This is a genomic window from Cohnella fermenti (genome assembly GCF_004801405.1).
Lineage (GTDB): Bacteria > Bacillota > Bacilli > Paenibacillales > Paenibacillaceae > Cohnella > Cohnella fermenti.
This window is the reverse complement of sequence record NZ_SSOB01000044.1, coordinates 21,317-39,753: the sequence shown is the minus strand read 5'-3', so window position 1 is coordinate 39,753 and position 18,437 is coordinate 21,317. Positions and strand designations below refer to the sequence as shown.

Below are 18,437 nucleotides of genomic sequence, written 5' to 3'. Positions count from 1 at the left end.
CAGGCTGTCGATGCTGCTGTCTCCCGACTACGGACCGTCCGGCGCTTGGGAGCAGCGGAGGATAAAGGCGACGATCGGCGCCGGGTCGGACAGGCTGTGCGGATGATGTCCGACGCCGGGCTTGACGATCGTCTCGATGGGCCCGCCGAGGAGGCTGTACCGTTCGGCGAGCAAGGCGCCGTTCTCCGCATAGGGAACGACGATGTCGGCGTCGCCGGCCACGAGCAGGATCGGGATGCGGGCCTTGGCCACCGGCTTTATCCGGTCGAGCGGCGAGACGCCCGCGTCGGATGCGGTTCGCTCGTCGAGTCCGTAGACGGCCAAGCATTCCGCCCATTCGCGGGCTGCACCGATGCCCGTGCCGCGTCCGCCGGGCCAACTGCAGATGTCGAGCACCGGCGCGTCCAGATACAGCGCGGCGACTCGCTCCGGATAGGTTGCCGCATAGTTGAACGCATACAGGCCGCCGCGGCTGAGGCCGAGCAGCACGGGCCGCCGGGCCAGGCCGAACGTCTCCGTCACGTAGGACTGGAACCGTCCCATTCGCGCCACGGCCCCCGGACAGCCGTACTGGTCGCTGAGCCGGAAGCAGGCCAGATGCCAGCCCGCCGCAAGCAGCGCCCGGTCGGCCTGGGCGAAGTCGCCGAAGAACTCCGTCCGCCACAGCCAGGGACGTCCCGGCGCGGCTGTCCGCGGCGCAACGACGAAGCCCTCGCGGCCGTCCAGCATGAAGTCGGTGCATTCGTGCCCCTCCCACTCCGAGCGGCCGAGCGCCGACCGAAGCCGAGGCGATGCGTCGATCAGCGACCGGATGCGCGCCTCGATTGCGGCCGCCTCGGTCAGCGCTTCGGACAGCGGTGACTCCAGCGCCGACTCCAGCGGCGCATCCGCCGTCCGCGGCGAGCCCGGCGCGAGATGCGCCTGCCAGGCCGAGCTCAGCAGCCGGTGCCGGGTCAGCGTCTCCGCGAACAGCGGGTCGCCGCTGCCGAAGCCGAGCTGATCCGGGGTGCGCGTCAACGCGACATTAAACAGCGTCTTCAGCAGCGTCCGGGCAACGGTCCAGGGATCGGCGGCGCGACAGGCCGCGCCGCCTTCAAGGGCAAGCATCCAGTCGTCATCGCGATGCGGCGCATCGTCGCTCGAAGGCGGCGTCATCGCGATGGCCTTGGCGCCCGCGTCCCGAATGCGGGCCAGCGCCCGCGTCAACTCGTCGCGACGGGCGTGCTCCTCCTCGTCGAACGGGCGGAGGAGGCCGTCGTTCCTGCCGCAGCAGACGACAACCCAGTCCGGGCGGATCGTCTCGAGCGCCCGGCCCAACCGCGCAAGGCCGCCGAGGCCGATCAGCTCGATGGCCGACAGCGGCGCATGAAGACGGAAGTAAGCGTCCATATAAGCGATGTAGATCCAGTCCTCGGCGGTGTCTTCGCTTAAGAATAAGACGCGAAGCCGCTCGGGCAGCAGCGCGTCCTTGCCGTATAGAGGCATGATGCTCGCATCCTTTCTGCAATAGATATTATGGCGTCACTCGGTCGGCTCCGTACCTGCGCGCAGAAGCTCCTCGCGGTAGGCGGCCGGCGACTTGCCGGTCTCCAACCGGAAGGCCTTGGAGAACGACTGCGCCGACAGATAGCCCACCTGCCCGGCGATGTCCGCGATGCGCAGCTCCGTTCCCCCGAGCAGCTCGATCGCACGCTCCATCCGCGCGCGGAGGATAAAGTCCTTGACCGTCCCGCCCGTCTCGTCCTTAAAGATCTTCCTAAGATGCGAAGCGCTGATATAAAATTGCTCGCCCAGCCTCTCCAGCGACAGATCGTCGTGCAGCTGTGCGACCACATATCTCTGCACGGCGTCGATCAGCTCTTTGTTCTTCCGGCTGCGCTTCGATTCCTGGTGAAGCAGAATGCGGTCGTACACGCCGCGCATGTAAGCCGTCATTCCCCGCATGGTCTCCGCGCCAAGCAGCTCCGCGTGTGCCGTCTCGCGCAGCAGCGACCCCGGTTCGAACTCGGCGTCCATCTCGTAAGCGCACTTGAGCGTCGAGGAGAACAACTGGAGGTAGTAGCTGCGGACCATCTCGGGGCGGTCGGGCGCATGGCGCTGAATGTAGGCCTCGAATTCGTCGAGATGGCGGCCGACCGCCTCGGCGTCGCCCATCTTGAGCGCAGCCAGCAGATGCCGCTCGATGGCCATCGGATAGGCAATATGCCGATCACCTCGCTCGATGCTCTCATAGCGGATGACGCTGCCGTTGCCGAGCAGCAGCCGGCTGTCGACGGCGACGCCGGCCTCGTAGCAGCTCTCGCGCAGCCGTCCGATGCCCGTATGGGGAGTGCCCGCGCCCAGCGTGAAGCTGTGCGGGTGACGCTCGCCGAGCAGCCGGTGCACGGCCTTGGCGACGGCGTAGACTGCCGCTCCGGCTTCCTCGGCGGGCATCTCGGCGGCGAAGCGGAGCGCCAGCGCGATCCGGTTCTCATCGACCTCGACGATGAACGCAAGGTGCTCCTGCGCCGTTCCTTCGGCCATCGTCTCCATCAGTTGAAGGAACAGGGCGTTGCGGGCGCGCTCGGAGTGCTCGGCGCTGTAGCGGGCATATTCGTCCATCGACAGCAGGCAGGCCGCATATCGTCCGTCCAAGGGCAGCTCGAGCCCGTAATACGCCAGCTTGTCTGCGGTCCGCGGGTCCTCCTCTTCGCCGGATGTCAGCAGATCCGCGAGGAACTTGTTGCGGCTGTAGGCTTCGTATTCGGCGAGCAGCAGCCCGAGCCTGCGGTTCTGGTCGAGGATGCGGCTGACGCCGCGTTCGATCTGCATGACATCCTTCCCGCGGCGCGGTCCGTCCTCGTCGTTGCGGAGCATGGACAGAAGCCGCTTGAGCGGAGCCGCCATCCGCCTGGAGAACAGCAGGGAGCAGAGCAGACTGACAAGAATAACGAGCAGGCCGACGAGCAGTGCGGTTTTGAGCCAGAGCCGGATTTTCTCCGTGACAACCGCCATCGGTATCGTATAAATATAGGTCCAGCCGTACTTCTCCGACGTCACGTACGAGACGAGCGTGTCCGAGCCGTCGATGATTCTCTCATAAGTGCCCGCGGCCTGGGGCGGAGGGAACGCCATGTAGGCCGAGGCGCTTCGCACGCTCGCGGCTCCGGTCTTCTGGGTAATGATATGGCCCGACTCGTCGGCGACCATGATCGCCGCGTCCGGATTCGTCTTGATGGCGTCGAGCACCTGCTGCAGATAGAAGCCCTTGAGATTGACGACGACGTAAGCGGCAGGCAGCTTGGTTGTATAGAAGATCGGGATCGCCTTGACGATCGTGATCACCGTCTCGTCGCCGGACAAGCCGCCGGGCACCGAACGGGTTCGCGCATCGTTCTTCTGAAGCGGCAACGTCACGAGCTGTTCGGCGAACGCCCGGTCGGCGAAGTCCTCGATCCGCACGGGCCCCTGCGACGAGGAGAGCACAAAGTCGTCCTGGTGATAGTAGATATATACGGAATCGATGTAATCGTTGGTCGAGAGAACGTTGTCGAGCTTGGCCTGCAAGTTCCGCAGCGTCACCATATCCTGCCGGTAATAATAGTCCATGTAGGAGGCATAGAAGGAATCGAGGAAGATGTTGCCCATCGACTTGTCGACCTCGGACAGGATCAACTCCTGGGCATTGCGGAGCAGCACGAGCGAGTTGCCGGCATTCGTCTTCGCTTCCTGCCGCAGCAGGGAGGAGGAGTAATAATACAGCGAGCCGCCGAGCAGGGAGGCGACGATGATGGATAATCCGAGAAAATAGTAGAGATATTCGGCGGCGCTGCTCTTCAGCATGTCTTTGTAACGCTTCGACCTCATTGCTACCCCCTGCGCATCTGGACTCTGGTTGAAGAAGGAGAGGGGAGAAGCCCAGCTTCCCCCCGCCGTTAACTCATTATACCGGAATCCGTTATTTGCAGGCAGCCGGGATCAGACGCCTGCCTTGTAGCTTGTGCCGTGCATCTCGTTATAGGCTTGCACGCGCGCTTCGAGAATTTCTTTGCCGCCTTTTTTCTTCCAGTTGGCGACGTACTCGTCCCACTTGTCGAGCGATTCCGCGCCTGTGATGAACTTGATGAACATCTCGTCCTCATACTTCATCAGATCGGGATCGAGGTTCTTCTCCGCGTCCGTAAGCGGAACGCCGTAGAAGAAGTCGGCGTACAGGTTGTATTCCCGCGCGGCCTTGATGAAGCGGTTGTCTTCGATCTGCGTCGGGCTCTGCGAAGCATCGTTGACCTTGTCGACCATGTCCGGACGATAGATGATTTGGGCGAGCGGGTCGAGCCACTTCTCGTCCATCGCCTTCTGCCCTTCTTCCGTGCGCCCTTGGGTCAGGTCGATATAATGCTGGCCCTTGATGCCGTAGGTCGCCAGCTCCCAGCCTTCGTCCGTGGCGAGGTAATCGAGGAACTTGATCGCCGCGACCGGGTCCTTGGCCTTCGCCGAGATGTTGATCGTGCCGTTGATCGAGCCGCGCGACTCGAGTCCGCTCTTGCCGTCCGGGCCGGTCACCGCAGGCAGGAGCGGGTTCCACTTGGCATCCGGATTGATCTCGTTCATCTTAAGGTTGTTCTTCAGCACCTCCGGCGCAATGGACCACCAGGCCGTGAACAGACCGGCCTTGCTCTGAACGAGCTTCTGCTGCGCCTGATCCGACTTGATGATGAACACCTCGGGGTCGATCACCTTTTCATCCCACAGCTTTTTAATGTAAGCGATTGCATTTTTGTAGCCTTCGGATATTTGCGACGAATAGACGACGCCGTCCTGCAGGTACGCCTGGCGCGTGCCCGAGGAGTCGAACGGCATGACGCCGAATGCGCCGAAGATCATCGTGAAGTCGCCCTTCCAATTGCCGGTCGAGCCGAGGCCGTACGTGTCGTTCTGGCCGTTCTTGTCCGGATCGTCGGTCGTGAACTTCTTCAGCATCGTCTCAAGCTCGTCCAGCGTCTTCGGCATCTGCAGGCCCAGATTGTCGAGCCAGTCCTGCCGGACGGCGGGCACAATCTTGCCGGGAACATTCTGGTAAGGGATCGCGTATTGCTTGCCCTTGTACTTGACCAGATCCCACAGCTCGGGATCAATGGCGTTCTTCAGGTTCGGCGCATACTGGTCGACAAGGTCTCCGATGTCGAGGAACAGGCCGTTGTCCGCGTACTTCTCGAATTCAAAGTTCGGAATCTTGCTGATGTCGGGGATCGAGCCGGAGGCGGCCATGACGTTGTATTTGTTCAGGAAGTCCCCGGACGGAATCATGTTCACCTCAAGCGACGTGTTGGTGCGCTTCTCCAGCTCCAGCGTGGCCGGGTTGTCCTCCTTCCAGACGCGTCCGCCGTCCATCTGCGCAATCGTCAGCTTGACCGGCGCGGATGGAGCGGCCGAAGCGGAGGCCGAGGCGGACGCGCCGCCCGCAGCCGGGGAGCTCCCGGAGGAGCCCTCCTCGTTGTTGTTCGAGCTGCAGCCTGCCGACAGCGCGGCGACCGCGCACAGGACGGCCAGCAGGGAGATACTGCTTGTTCTGCTCATCTTCATTGGTACGAAACCCCTCTCGTATGCTTTATATTATAAACCCTCGCGGGATTATAACCACTGAGTGAACGAATGCGGCGATCCCTTGCGTCAGCCCTTGACGGCGCCGACCATCATGCCTTGCACGAAATATTTCTGCAGAAAAGGATATACGCAGATGATCGGCAACGCGGTCAATGCAACCGTGGCGGCGCGGATCGTCTCTACGGGCGGCGGCAGGCTGTCGCCGTCGACCTCGCCGATTGCCGACGTGTACATGCGCCGGAGCAGCACCTGGAGCGTGTTCAGCTTCTCGTCATTGACATAGATGACGACGTTGATGTACTCGTTCCAGTGGCCGACGCCATAGAACAGCGCCAGCGTCGCCATGATGGGCATGGACAGCGGCAGCATGATTCGGATCAGCGTCATCAGCTCCGAGCAGCCGTCGATGCGGGCCGATTCGCGCAGCTCCTTGGGGATGCCCTGGAAGAAGTTGCGCGTCAGGACCAGCAGCCAGGCGCTGATCGCGCCGGGAAGCATAAGCGCCCAAGGCGTATTGACGAGCCCGATTCCTTTGACGACGAGATAAGTCGGGATCAGCCCGCCGCCGAAGAACATCGTCACCAGCACGAAGGTCATCAGCGCATTGCGGCCCGGCATGTCGCGGATCGACAGGACGTAGGCGCCGAGCGTCGTCATAACGAGATTGATCGCGGTTCCGACGACAGTAATGAAGATTGTCATCTTGTAGGCGTCTGCCAGGCCCGCATAGCGCAGGATATAGTCGTATGCGTCCCAATGGATCGATCTCGGATAGAGCAGCATCCCTCCGCTGCGCATGACGTCCTCCATGTCGGACAACGAGATGAAGATGAGATTGAGCAGCGGGTACAGCGTGGTTGCGCAGAGCAACAGCAGGACGATCAGAATGATGACGTCTGCGGGGCCCTTGCGGCTCATCGAACGGGTGCCCATTACCAGATGCCTCCCTCTTCATCGAATTTCTTGGCGAACCAATTCGCGATCAGCACGATGCCGAGGGCGATGACCGAGCGGAACAGCCCGACCGCGGTCGCGTAGCTGAAGTTGTTGGCGCCGAGCAGGCCGACCCGGTATACGTAGTAATCGATAACTTCGGCAACGGGCGATACCATGGCGTTCATCATGACGACGACCTGTTCGAAGCTGACGGACAGGATGCTGCCGAGCGCAAGCAGCAGCATAATGCTGACGATTGTGCGGATGCCGGGCAACGTCACGTGCGCCAGCCGCCGCCAGCGGCCCGCGCCGTCGATGGCCGCCGCCTCGTACAGGTCGGAATCGATGCGCGTCAGCGCCGCCAGATAGATGATGGCGCTCCAGCCGATCTCCTTCCAGATCGAGCTGCCGACGAAGATCGTGCGGAAGTAGGCCGGATCGCCGAGGAAGGCAATCTTGTCTCCGCCGAGGCCGGCGATGATCTGGTTGAAGAAGCCCGTATCCGACAGGAAGTTGTAGGCGATCGCGTAGACGACGACCCAGGACAGGAAGTGCGGCAAGTACGAGATTGTCTGAATAAACCGTTTGATCTTCGCGAAGCGCATCTCGTATACGAGCAGCGCGAACAGGATCGGAGCCGGGAAGCCGAACAGAAGACGATAGAAGGCGAGCAGAATCGTGTTCCGGAACACAACCCAGAAGTCGCCGTTGCTCAGGAACCGCTCGAAGTGATCGAGGCCGGCCCAGGGGCTTCCGAAGATGCCATCCAGGAAGTTATAGTTCTTGAATGCGATTACAAGTCCGCCCATCGGCGCATACCAGAAGATTAAATAGTAGGCGAGCACGGGCAGGAACAAGACGTACAACGGAACGAACGGCCGGGTGCGGCTCCACAACGGGCGCCTTGCCGAACGCCGCTGTGTGTCCGGCGACTGCTCGCGGCGTGCAGGATTGGTGCATCTGGGTGAGGAAAGGGTCTGCATGGCGTATCTCCTTCGTCTGGCGGGTCTGACGGTCTGGCGAGGCGGCCGGGCGATGGATTGGACAAGCGATCTCGGCCGGCCCCGCAGCCGTTGTTGCTGGCTTCATTATGTCACTGGCGCGGAACCGCCCGTAAGCTTCCATATCGCTTTTTTGGGATGTAAACGCTTCAAATGCAAGCGTCGAAACCGATTTAATGGAACGGGAGCGCTTAGGACAACTGGCCGACTGCGCAGCGGAACGGTGTGGTGGTAAGATAAAGGGACGGAACGGCAGGAGGGGGAACCTATGGAAGAGGCGGCCGGCCGCGTGGGTTTGCCCTGCGTGGCGGATGAGGTTACCAATCGGATGCTGGCCGAGCGCCCGGTGCATTGCGAGCTGCGCACCGCTCCGCTCGGGCAGAAGACGCTGCACGCGCACGACGGATTTGAGATATACGGGCTGCTCCGAGGAACGGGAGCGTATATTGCCGGCGACCGTCTGTATCCGCTGCATGCCGGCACGATCACCGTCATCCGGCCGCAGGTAATTCATCGCCCGTATTCCTCGGACGGACGCGAATTCCATCGATACGTTCTGTCCCTGAGCGAAGCGTATATGGCAGGCATTGACGCTCTGTGCCCCGGTGTGCCGGGCGGCATTGGCAGCCTATTGACCGAGCCCGGCTGCGGCAGCAGTCACTTCTTCCTGTCGGTGCCGCAGATGGCGAAGGCGCAGGGCTTGCTGGGGGATATGGAGAGGGCATTGAAGGCCGACGCCGCGCGCTGCGGCGAGCTGTCGGCGCTGCGGTCGGTTGCGGAATTGCTGCTGATGCTTGCGGACCTGCAGGGGCAGCCCCGGGCGGCCGGCGCCGAGAGGTCGGAGAACGAGCGGCTTCTTGGCGATGTGCTCGCTTATTTGGTCGCTCACTATCAGGAGGATCTGCACATCGAGAGCTTGCTTCGGCAGTTCCCGATCTCGCGTTCGCGGCTGTTCGGAATGTTTAAGGCCCATACGGGCGTGACGATCAACCAATTCCTGACGGAGTACCGGATCGAGCGGGCCAAGGCGCTGCTGGCGGGCACGTCGCTGCCGGTGACGGAAGTTGCGCAGCGGAGCGGCTTCAACGATCTATCCCACTTCCACCGTATATTCAGACGCCAGGCGGGCAACACGCCGCTGCAGTACCGGTCGAGGACGGCAGGGAGAGAGACTTCCGCGTTCTAGCGGCGCAGGAGAGCAAGCGGATGATACGTCGAAGATTTACTCTCTGTGGGGGATGAGCTCAACGTGCTTGTTTTCCAAGAATAGGAGGGTCGCCCGGCGATGAAGACGCGGTTCTAGGTGAACGCAGGCTTGTTGGAGTACAATAGGGGGCGCGGGAGTCGGCGGTGACGGCGGCTTCCAAGATCGAATGCGTTCCGGACAGTTGCTTGAGCCGACCGGGGCGGAAGGAAGGGGAAGACGGCATGGCGGGCAATGGGCGGAACCGGGCGGACGTCAAGCCGGGACTGCGGGTGGACATCGTGCTGAAGCAGGACCAGCGGACCGGCAAGCGGACGCGCGGAACGGTGAAGGATCTGCTCACGAACTCGGCGTTCCACCCTCACGGCATCAAGGTCAGGCTGGCGGACGGCCAGGTCGGCCGCGTTCAGGAGATCGTTGGCGACGAAGAGATCTGAATAGCGAGAGAGCGAGCCCGGTCTTCGGAGGAAGGCCGGGTTGTTGCATAAATGGGAGGGCGTCATTATTCATTCTTGGATGCCTGTATATTCGGTCCCATTCACCATATACGGACGAATAAATTCAAAAGCATCGCGCAATGTTCGCACTTCATAATTTGCCCTGCGTTCGCTTCGGTTCTTCGGGTCATGATGATGGTGATGGGGTTCGGATGGTCCCTGAACTTTGTGTGGTTCTCCAAGAGCGCTCCGAATTCCTCTAAGATCTCATCGATGTCAGCGGGAAGAAGAACGGCATCGTTGTTCGCATACTTCAATTCCCGCTCGCTCCCCCCGCGACCTTGAGGATCTCATCCAGCTCTTCGGCAAGATCCTTCCAACGATAGAAATCGACGGGATCGTCTAGCTGACTCTCATGTACGCGGAAGGCTTCCTGATAAGTCTTTTTACCGTATTTCAGTTGCAGCTCGGCTATTTCCCGGGTTATCTCAAGGAGGCGCTCTTCCGGTGTTTGCTCCAGCATTTTTTTCTTCTGATAATTCATCTGCATGCGGATGGAGTATACGGGGTCCTTCATTAATTCTACGGCATGCTTAGGGATTTTGTGCTGAGAACCGTTGTCCAGGCATTCCAAGCCTAGCTTGATGTATTTGTTTAACGTCACTTTGGAGATGCCCAGTGCGGCGGCGGCGTCCATTGGTTTGAGCAAATAGGAATCATGGTAGACGAATTCAATCGAGGTTCCGCCCAAATCGTAGTACCACGTCTCGAAATCCACTTTAAGCTTGCCGAAATCCAGGTCGCTGGCTGGGAAGCGCGTAGCATACAACCGTTTCAACCACTTAAAGAGATTGCTTTTATGTTTGGGGGAAAAGAGGTATTCGGGCTTATATGCAACCTCGTCATGGCTTATCTTAATGCCGATTAATTTGTCTGAATGAAGGGTCGATAACAAGGCGAGAACTTTGGTAAAGATGTAGTCGGTTTCTTTCTCGATATAAAGCCCGTTCTTCTGTTCGAACGCAAGCTCTATTTGTTGGTGAGAATAGTCATAGATTGCTTTACTCATCTTTATCATCTCCTCAACTCCATTCTACAATTTATTTACGATTTTTCAATAACGTTAATTAACGTTATTGCCATAATGAAAATCATTCATACTCTACGCTATGCTATGAGACCTAAAAATTGCCGACGATGATGAGCGGGAGATCGCAATGGCCGCATGCCCGCCGAATCGACAATGTGGTAGAATGGAAGCAATCGGCATGGCAACGCGCAACGTCATGCCTTATTCTACTGCCGGAAGAGAGGAACATGCCCTGTGAAAACGTTGGTTATCGCGGAGAAGCCGGACATGGGCCGCAACATTGCGTCGGTGATCGAGCCGAGGGCGCAGAACAAGCGCACGCATCTTGAAGGGGAGCACTATATCATCACGTGGGCGATCGGGCATCTCATCGGCTTGGCCGAGCCGGATCGGTACGACGACAAGTATAAGAAGTGGAGCTTCGGGGATCTGCCGATCATTCCGGATGAGTTCAAGCTGCTGCCGAACCCGAAGACGAAGGACCAACTGACGGTCATCAAGGAGCTCGCGGCCCGGTGCGACAGTCTTGTTAATGCTTGCGATGCCGGGCGGGAGGGACAGCATATTTTCTCGCTGATTCGGCGGCACTTGAAGCTGAGGCAGCCGGTGCGGCGGCTGTGGATCTCGGACCTGACGGCGGAGACGATCCGGCGCGGCTTCGACGAGCTGAAGGACGACGCGGAATACGCGAATCTGACAGAGGCGGCGCGGGCGCGGAGCGAGGCGGATTGGCTGATCGGCATGAACGGGTCGCGCGCCTTCACGACGAAGCACAACGAGCTGCTCTCGGTCGGCCGCGTGCAGACGCCGGTGCTCGCGCTGATCTATGACCGCCAGAAGCAGATCGAGTCGTTCGATTCGCAGAAGTATTACGAGGTGTACGGCTACTTCAAGCAGGGGACGACGGCGTATCGCGGCATCTGGCAGGGCGACCGCATCACGGACGAGGAGAAGGCGAACAAGCTCGCGGCGAAGGTGCAGGGCAAGCAGGGCGTCATCGAGAGCTACGACGTCAAGGACACGAAGGAGTACCCGTACAGGCTGTACGACTTGACGCTGCTGCAGCGGGAGGCGAACGGGAAGTACGGCTTCTCGGCGAAGAAGACGCTCGACGTGGCGCAGGCGCTGTATGAGAAGCACAAGGTCATCTCCTACCCGCGGACGAATTCGAACTACGTGAACGAGCAGAACATTCCGGAGATGCACAAGGTGCTCGATTCGCTGAGGGGCAACGGGGATTACACGGAGCTTGTGAACGGGGCGGAGAAGCGGTTCGTGCACAAGAACAACAAGGCGGTATGCAACCCGGCGAAGGTGGAGGACCACCATGCGATCATGCCGACGTTGAAGCGGGCGGGAGCCTTGAGTGCCGATGAGCAGAAAATATACGATTTAGTTGTGCGTCGCTTCCTCGCGCACTTCTACCCTGCGGCGGAGTATAAGGTGCATACGGTCATGACTCTGGTCGAGGAGGAACGCTTCAAGACGACGATCAAGCAGCTTCTCTCGCTCGGCTGGAAGGTGATCTACGGCGGCGACGCCGGGAACGGCGTTGGCTCGGGGGCCGGACCCGGCAAGAAGGGCGGACGCAAGGGAGGCGCCGATTCGCAGGAGCCGGAGGAGGAAGAGGAGGAGACGGACGGCGTCTTCGAGCTGAACGCCGCGGAGCCGGTGCTCTGCGAGCGCTCGGAGGCGAAGGCGAAGGAGACGCAGCCTCCGAAGCCTTATACGGAAGGCACGCTGCTCAAGGCGATGGAGAGCGCGGGCAAGCAGATCGAGGACGAGGAGCTGCGCGACGTCATGAAGGACAGCGGGCTCGGCACCCCGGCGACTCGGGCGGCAACGATCGAGCGGCTGAAGAATGTCGGGTACATCGACATGCAGGGCAAGCGGATCGTCATTACGCCGAAGGGCCGCACGGCGGTCGAGCTGATCCGCGGCGCCGGCGTCGAGCTGCTCACCTCGCCCGAGATGACGGGGCGCTGGGAGCAGCGCCTGAACGAGATCGCCCGCGGGCAGGCGTCCGCCGAGCAGTTCATGAACAATGTGAAGCGGTTCACGGTGCAGATCATCGACAAGGTGCGGGTGCAGCGCCCCGCCGTCAAGACCGCCTTCGCCCAGCCGGAGAAGCCGGCGCGGGCGAAGCGGAGCGGCGGCTCGCGAGCGGCTTCCGGCAGCGGAAGCGGGCGCGGCGCCGCCAAGGGCGGGAGCGGGGCGGCAACGGCCTCGGCCTCCCGCGCTCCGCAGGAGAAGACGGCCGCCGCCCCCGGGGCTCCGGCCGTCGTCGGCTCTTGCCCGCGGCCTGGCTGCGGCGGGCAGATTTTCATGGGCCGCAAGGGGTACGGCTGCAGCCATTACAAGACCGGGTGCTCCTTCGTCATCTGGAAGGAGAACCAGGGCCGCACGCTTACCGACAGCATGGTTCGCAGCCTGCTCGAGAAGGGCCGCACGAGCAAGCTCAAGTTCAAGCACGCCTCGGGCGAGCCGTACGACGCCCGGATCATCCTCGCGAACCCGGCGACAGGCGAACTGTCGCTGGAGCGCGAATAAATCATCGCGCCCGGCAAGGCCCGGCATCCTCCGAATCTGGAAGATGCCGGGCCTTTCTCTCCAGCCAAACTCCGCGCCTCAAGATTATCCTGCTCCAGACTAACTCTGCTGTTGCCGCCCGGAACGACTTCGCTTCCTACGCTGTCTCGTGCCCGCACCTCAAGACCATCCTGCTCCAGACTAACCTCGCCTCCCTGCCGCTGCCCGCTGGTTCGAGCAGGGGGAGGCCGCTGCTCGAATCCGAATTTTATGTGAAATTTCACATTCGCACCCCTGCAGATCCGCTGTTTCGCAAGGTTTTATGCGAAATTTCACATATATAGGCGCTCTGTGCAGTCCCGATGCTGCGATATATATGAAAAACCGCATAAAAACCTGCAAATCCCCGTTTGCCGCCGGAATGAATGTGATAAATCACATTCATTCGTCGTCGCAGCCCTGGCGCCGGCGGAGGGGGGAGGGGAAAGCAGACGGAAGTTGGCCTTCGGGAGCGAGAGTGTCAGAGTGAGCACGCCAAAGCGAGGTTGCAGCGAGGGCACAAGGAAGCACGCCGGGCAAAGCCGGGCAGCGACCGCGGAGCGGCAACCGTGCATCTGCCGGAGGAGCGCACGGCGCGGCGGCAATGGTCAATAATGGCGGCGCCGGCGTTCGCTCCTGCGTTCGCGGCGGCCCGGCTGGCTAGGGAGCTTCCGAGTCGATAAGATGGGCTCCTCGATTGCTCTCTCTTGGTCCGATGCGCGATGTAGCTTAATGCAAACCATAAGCGGTTCCCAGAGGCTGGATCGGCCACCGGGAACCGTACTTTTTTCACCGGACCGATTGGCCTATCCGAATGCGAACAATGTCGATTGAAGCCGCATAAATACTAGGTTCTTGTCGCCTTCTGCCGCTTCCCGTCACCTGCAAAAAAAGCCACAAAAATTCTCAAATGGAAAAAAGGAGAAATGAAAAAGATGTAGAATATTTGTCCATTACCTCAACCTGTGGATGATCTCGGATGATGAAGCGAGGTTTTGTTGAACGGCAACTTGGTGGATGCTGTCGCTTGGACTACATTTCTAAGAATGGGGTCGAAAGGATGCTGATTCGAGAGCAAATGAGGTATTCCCGTCTGGCGAATCTGACCAAGCTGATCAACATGAACCTGGAGCTGCGCGAGGTGCTCGTGAACGTGACGGCGGCGATCTCGGAGGAGATCGTGCAGTGCGACTCGGTCGGCATCTACCTGCCTCAGGCGGACGGAACGTTCCGGGGTTATGTGGGCAAGCCGGAAGTGCTGAACGGATGGACGCTGGACATGCACGTGATCGATCTGGAGGTCGATCGGCTGGCCAAGGAAGTGATCGAGACGAAGCGGACGATCTACATTCCGGATACGTCGAAGGACGATCGGCCGGACCCGCGCGCGGTCGAAGGGTTCCGGATCAAGTCGCTGCTGGCGCTGCCGATCTCGTACGAGCAGGAGGTGTACGGACTCGTCTTCCTGTTCGACTACGGCATTCCGATGAATCTGACGGATTCGGAGATTCAGACGGTGGAGGCGTACCTGAACATGGCGGCCGTGGCGATTCAGAACGCGAACAATCTGGCGCACAAGGAGAATCTGATTGCGGAGAAGCAGTTGCTGCTGGACGTGACAAGCGATCTGGCGATGTGCTCCACGATGCAGGAGAGCCTGGACACTTGCTTCTCGTACCTCGCGAAGGTGCTCGGCAATGCGAACATCGGCGTTCATCTGCTCGATCCGATCACGGAATCGAAGATTAAACCCGCGAGGCTCAGCCGCGATAGCGACTGGACGGAAGAGGCGTGGATGCAGGCGCACAGCAAGGTGACGATCGACGAGAGCAACGATGCCGTGTTCCAGGAGGTTATCCGTTCGAAGCGGGCGGTGCTTATTCCCGACGTCTACGCCGACGACAGGCCGAACCACGAGCTGTGCCGCAGCTTCGGCATGAAGGGGCTGGTCATGTTCCCGATGCTGTCCCGCGGGGAGGTGCTCGGGGTGATCCCCGTCGTCAGCCTCCTGGAGGGAGAAGCGAGCGGGCACCCACACTACTCGAAGTCGGCAATCGAGCTGGCGCAATCGATTGTGGATGCGACCGCTTCGACGATTTCCAATTTGCTTTTCCGAGAGAAGCAGGAGGGCATCATTCGCGAGAGAACGTCGGAGATTACGGACAAGAACCGGGAGCTGGAGAAGCTCGTCGCGGAACTGAGCCAGCTCAGCCGGGAGAAGGAGCTGATCCTCAATTCGGCGGGCGAAGGCATCTTCGGGCTTGATCTCGAGCGGAGGATCACGTTCTGCAACCCGTCCGGCGTGTCGATTCTCGGCTACGATTCGCGCAAGGAGCTGATCGGCCGCTGCGCCAGCCTGATTCTGTGCGGACCGGAGGCGGACAGGGGGTCGAAAACGCAACGGGAGTCGGAAAGCGAGGCTGCGGGGCACTGGGACATGTTCTTCCAAGCCGAGGCGTTCTATCGCCGGGACGGCTCCAGCTTCCCGGTCGAGTTCGTCATCTCGTCGATCCGGGAGAAGGGGGAGATCGTCGGCGAGGTCGTTACGTTCAAGGACATTACGCTGCGCCGGCAGATGGAGGAGAAGGTGCGTTACCTCGCCTACTACGACAGCCTGACCGATCTGCCCAACCGCGTCTATCTGAAGGACCGGCTGCACGAGGCGATCTCGGCGGCGGTGCTGGCGGACGAGAAGCTGGCGCTGCTCTACCTCGACCTGGACCGGTTCAAGCTGGTCAACGATTCGCTTGGCCACAGCTTCGGCGATGTCGTGCTGCGGGAGGTGGCCCGGCGCCTGGCGGGCTGCGTGCCGAAGGGAGCGACGCTTACGCGCGAGGGCGGGGACGAGTTCGTCATTCTGCTGCCCGGCATCTCGGGAGAAGAGGATGTGCTGGGCGTCGTGCAGGCGGTCAAGGATTCCTTCCTGAAGCCGTTCCATCTGCTTGAGCATGAGATCTACATGAAGGCGAGCATCGGGATCAGCGTGTACCCCGACAACGGCTGCTCGGTCGACGCTCTGATCAAGAATGCGGACGCGGCGATGTACAAGTCGAAGGAGGTGGCGGGGAACTCGCATCACTTCTTCCGCGAGGGGATGGACACGCGGACGTTCGAGAGCATGAAGCTGGAGAACGACCTGTACAAGGCGTTGGAGCGCCAGGAGCTGATGCTCTACTATCAGCCGCAGGTCGATTACGGGACGGGGCGGCTCGTCGGCGTGGAGGCGCTGCTGCGGTGGAAGCATCCGGAGCGGGGCATGATTCCGCCGGACCAGTTCGTCCCGATCGCGGAGGAGACGGCTCTTATCGTGCCGATCGGCGAATGGGTGCTGCGCACCGCCTGCCGGCAGCTTAAGGAATGGCACCGGATGGGGTATCCGCGGATCAGCATGTCGGTCAATCTGTCGGCACGCCAGTTCGAGCAGAACAACCTGTTCGCGCTTGTGAAGTCCATTCTCGAAGAGACGGAGCTGTGCCCGGAATACCTCCAGCTCGAGCTGACGGAGAACCTGATTATCAAGAACACCGAGGTCACGGTGAGGACGATGAAGGAGCTGAAGGGGCTTGGCATCAGCATCGCGGTCGACGACTTCGGGACCGGCTATTCCTCGCTGGGCTACCTCAAGAACCTGCCGATCGACATTCTGAAGATCGACAAGGCGTTCCTGCAAGACATCGCGAAGGACATGGACAATGCCACGATCACCAACGCGATCATCGCACTCGCCCAGAACCTGAAGCTGAGCGTCATCGCCGAGGGGGTGGAGACGAAGCAGCACGTCGACTTCCTGTCCGCCCGCAACTGCTATCTGATGCAAGGCTATTACTTCAGCCGCCCGATGAGGGCGCAGGATATTGCCGATCAGTATTTTAGTCCGGACAGGCGTCTGGATAAAAAAGCAGGGGGGCTGTAAACGATGAAGGCAGCGAGAATGGCGCTGGATTATTTGCAAAGGGGAGACATCACGTATTTATTCGGCATCCCGGCAGGCTCGGTGAATGCCTTCTTCGACGCTCTGTGCGACCTGCCTCAGCTTGTGCCGATCGTCGCCAAGCATGAGGGAGCCGCGTCGTATATGGCGGCCGCTTACGCGAAGTATTCCGGCCGCCTCTCCGTGGCGATCGGCTGCAGCGGGCCGGGGGCGACGAACCTTGTGACCGGAGCGGCCAACGCGATGAGGGAGCATCTGCCGGTGTTGTTCCTCACCGGCGCGGTGCCGGTCGGCACGATGGGGCTGAACGCTTCGCAGGAGCTTGATGCGGCGCCGGTGTTCGGGACGGTGACGAAGTACAGCGTGCTCGTCAAGGAAGCGAAGGATCTGCTGCCGGAGCTGGCGAAGGCGTGCCGGATCGCGCTGTCGGATGTGCCGGGGCCGGTTCATGTCGCGATTCCGATCGACGTCCAGCACGCGGAGGTCGGGCAGCCGGACTTCCCCGCGTTCCCGGCGCGCAAGCCGATCATTCCGGAGCTGGAGACGATCCGGCAGGCGGCGAAGGAGCTGTGGAAGCGCAAGGACGGCGTCATCCTGGCCGGGCAAGGCATTCGCGGCTCGGCGGACCTGCTGCTCGAGCTGGCCGAGCTGTTGCAGTGGCCGATCGTGACGACGCCGCAGGCGAAGGGCTGCATCCCGGAGCAGCACCCGCTGCTCGTCGGCGTGTTCGGCTTCGCGGGCCACGAGGCGGCGACGAGCCTTGTCGCGGACGGCGGCGGGCAGGCGCTGCTGATCGCCGGTTCGAGCCTCGGCGAGACGGCGACGAACAATTACAACGCCGGACTGACGCAAGGGCGGTACACGATGCAACTGGATTATGACGCGGCGGTTTTCCATCGGAGGTATCCGATCGATCTGCCGGTGCTCGGCGACATCAATTTAAGTCTCCTGCTGCTGCTGGAGGAGCTGCGGGGACTCGGGGCGAAGCGGGGCGATCGCGAGCCGGCGAAGGGCTTCGGGAAGCGGGTCGGAGCCGGGTCGGGGACGACCGAGGCGGCGGAAGGCGAGTACAACACGCGCAATGTGCTTCTCTCCCTGCAGGAGAAGCTTCCGACCGACGTTCGTTACGCGGTCGACATCGGGGAGTTCATGTCGTACGTCATTCATCACATGAAGGTGGTGGAGCCGGATTCGTACAGCATCAATGTCCACTTCGGGGCGATGGGAAGCGGGATCGGCTCGGCGATCGGCTCGAAGCTGGCGGAGCCGGAGCGCCCGGTCGTGTGCATCACGGGCGACGGCTGCTTCTTCATGCACGGGATGGAGATTCTGACCGCGAAGGAGCATGGGCTGCCGATTCTGTTCGTCGTCGTCAACAACGCCCGCCTCGGCATGGTCTATCACGGCCACTCGCTGCAGTTCAAGCGAACGCACCCCTCCTTCGAGCAGGAGGAGGTGGACATCTCGGAGATGGCGGCGGCGATGGGAATTCCGAGTTACCGGGTGTCGGAGCTTAACGATCTGCATCCGGAGGCGATCGATCGCTTGCTCGGCGCGAAGGGACCGGCGCTGCTCGAGATCTCGCTTACGGACGACAGCACGCCTCCGATGGGAGACCGGGTGAAGTTCCTCTCGTCCTTCGGGAAGTAGGAGAAGGGGGAAGCGACGGGACATAGCGGGCGGCGAT

11 protein-coding genes are annotated in these 18,437 nt (G+C 61.1%); 5 read left to right on the top strand and 6 right to left on the bottom strand.

The window, feature by feature from the left end; all coding sequences use genetic code 11:
• Positions 1–27: 27 nt before the first annotated feature.
• From E6C55_RS34290 to E6C55_RS26340, 5 genes are all read right to left on the bottom strand, one after another.
• On the bottom strand, positions 28–1,485 hold the full coding sequence (locus tag E6C55_RS34290) for a prolyl oligopeptidase family serine peptidase (RefSeq protein WP_211093654.1): 1,458 nt from the start codon (positions 1,483–1,485) through the stop codon (positions 28–30).
• A gap of 36 nt (positions 1,486–1,521) precedes the next feature.
• The gene (locus E6C55_RS26355) at positions 1,522–3,846 is read right to left on the bottom strand and encodes a helix-turn-helix domain-containing protein (protein ID WP_136372822.1); all 2,325 of its coding nucleotides are present in this window, start codon (positions 3,844–3,846) and stop codon (positions 1,522–1,524) included.
• Between the two features lie 111 nt (positions 3,847–3,957).
• Positions 3,958–5,562 (bottom strand): extracellular solute-binding protein, encoded by a 1,605-nt coding sequence (locus E6C55_RS26350; protein WP_136372821.1) that lies wholly within the window; start codon positions 5,560–5,562, stop codon positions 3,958–3,960.
• Positions 5,563–5,649: 87 nt separating this feature from the next.
• Positions 5,650–6,516: a carbohydrate ABC transporter permease gene (locus E6C55_RS26345; protein ID WP_136372820.1), complete on the bottom strand. Its 867-nt coding sequence runs from the start codon at positions 6,514–6,516 to the stop codon at positions 5,650–5,652.
• A complete protein-coding gene (locus E6C55_RS26340; protein ID WP_136372819.1) occupies positions 6,516–7,502 on the bottom strand; it encodes an ABC transporter permease in 987 nt (328 codons plus the stop codon). Before E6C55_RS26340 ends, E6C55_RS26345 begins: the two co-directional genes overlap by 1 nt.
• Positions 7,503–7,788: 286 nt before the next feature.
• Between E6C55_RS26340 and E6C55_RS26335 the strand changes: the two genes are divergently transcribed.
• Positions 7,789–8,706, top strand: coding sequence for a helix-turn-helix transcriptional regulator (locus tag E6C55_RS26335; protein ID WP_136372818.1), 918 nt, complete (start codon positions 7,789–7,791; stop codon positions 8,704–8,706).
• A 242-nt stretch (positions 8,707–8,948) separates the two neighbouring features.
• Complete coding sequence (locus tag E6C55_RS26330; RefSeq protein ID WP_136372851.1) at positions 8,949–9,161, top strand: YwbE family protein; 213 nt, start codon at positions 8,949–8,951, stop codon at positions 9,159–9,161.
• 313 nt (positions 9,162–9,474) lie between these two features.
• Here E6C55_RS26330 and E6C55_RS26325 read toward each other — a convergent pair whose 3' ends face one another.
• A complete protein-coding gene (locus E6C55_RS26325) occupies positions 9,475–10,230 on the bottom strand; it encodes a DNA-binding protein (protein ID WP_168735888.1) in 756 nt (251 codons plus the stop codon).
• A 255-nt stretch (positions 10,231–10,485) separates the two neighbouring features.
• Between E6C55_RS26325 and E6C55_RS26320 the strand changes: the two genes are divergently transcribed.
• The 3 genes from E6C55_RS26320 to E6C55_RS26310 all read left to right on the top strand — a co-directional run bounded on the left by E6C55_RS26320 (position 10,486) and on the right by E6C55_RS26310 (position 18,400).
• Positions 10,486–12,801, top strand: coding sequence for a type IA DNA topoisomerase (locus tag E6C55_RS26320; RefSeq protein WP_136372817.1), 2,316 nt, complete (start codon positions 10,486–10,488; stop codon positions 12,799–12,801).
• 1,078 nt (positions 12,802–13,879) lie between these two features.
• A complete protein-coding gene (locus E6C55_RS26315) occupies positions 13,880–16,732 on the top strand; it encodes an EAL domain-containing protein (RefSeq protein WP_230986872.1) in 2,853 nt (950 codons plus the stop codon).
• 3 nt (positions 16,733–16,735) lie between these two features.
• Positions 16,736–18,400: a thiamine pyrophosphate-binding protein gene (locus E6C55_RS26310; protein ID WP_136372816.1), complete on the top strand. Its 1,665-nt coding sequence runs from the start codon at positions 16,736–16,738 to the stop codon at positions 18,398–18,400.
• Positions 18,401–18,437 lie beyond the last annotated feature (37 nt).